This window comes from Salinimicrobium oceani (assembly GCF_012037645.1).
In genome coordinates, this window is record NZ_JAAVJR010000975.1 from 1 (window position 1) to 379 (window position 379).

General features: G+C 48.0%; 1 protein-coding gene. It reads left to right on the forward strand.

The window, feature by feature from the left end:
• Positions 1-4: 4 nt before the first annotated feature.
• On the forward strand, positions 5-379 hold a 375-nt coding region (locus tag HC175_RS20335; protein ID WP_317172381.1), incomplete at its 3' end, for an N-acetylmuramic acid 6-phosphate etherase.

The following is a 379-nucleotide window of genomic DNA, read 5'->3' on the forward strand; positions in this document are numbered from 1 at the left end:
AAAAGTGCCGCTTGCCGTCGAAAAAGCTATTCCGCAGATAGAGACTGTAGTGGAGAAGGTTGTAGAAAAGATAAAAAATCACAACGGCCGACTCTTCTACATTGGCGCAGGTACCAGCGGCAGGCTTGGGGTCCTCGATGCTTCCGAATGCCCGCCGACTTTTGGTGTTTCTCCTAACGTTGTTATAGGATTAATTGCAGGGGGGGACAAAGCTTTGCGCAATGCGGTTGAAAATGCTGAGGACGATACAGAACAAGCCTGGAAAGACCTGCAGGAATTTAGTATTTCTAAAAATGATGTATTGGTGGGAATTGCTGCTTCGGGCACAACTCCCTATGTGATAGGGGGAATTAGAGCTGCCCGCGAAAATGGCTTGATC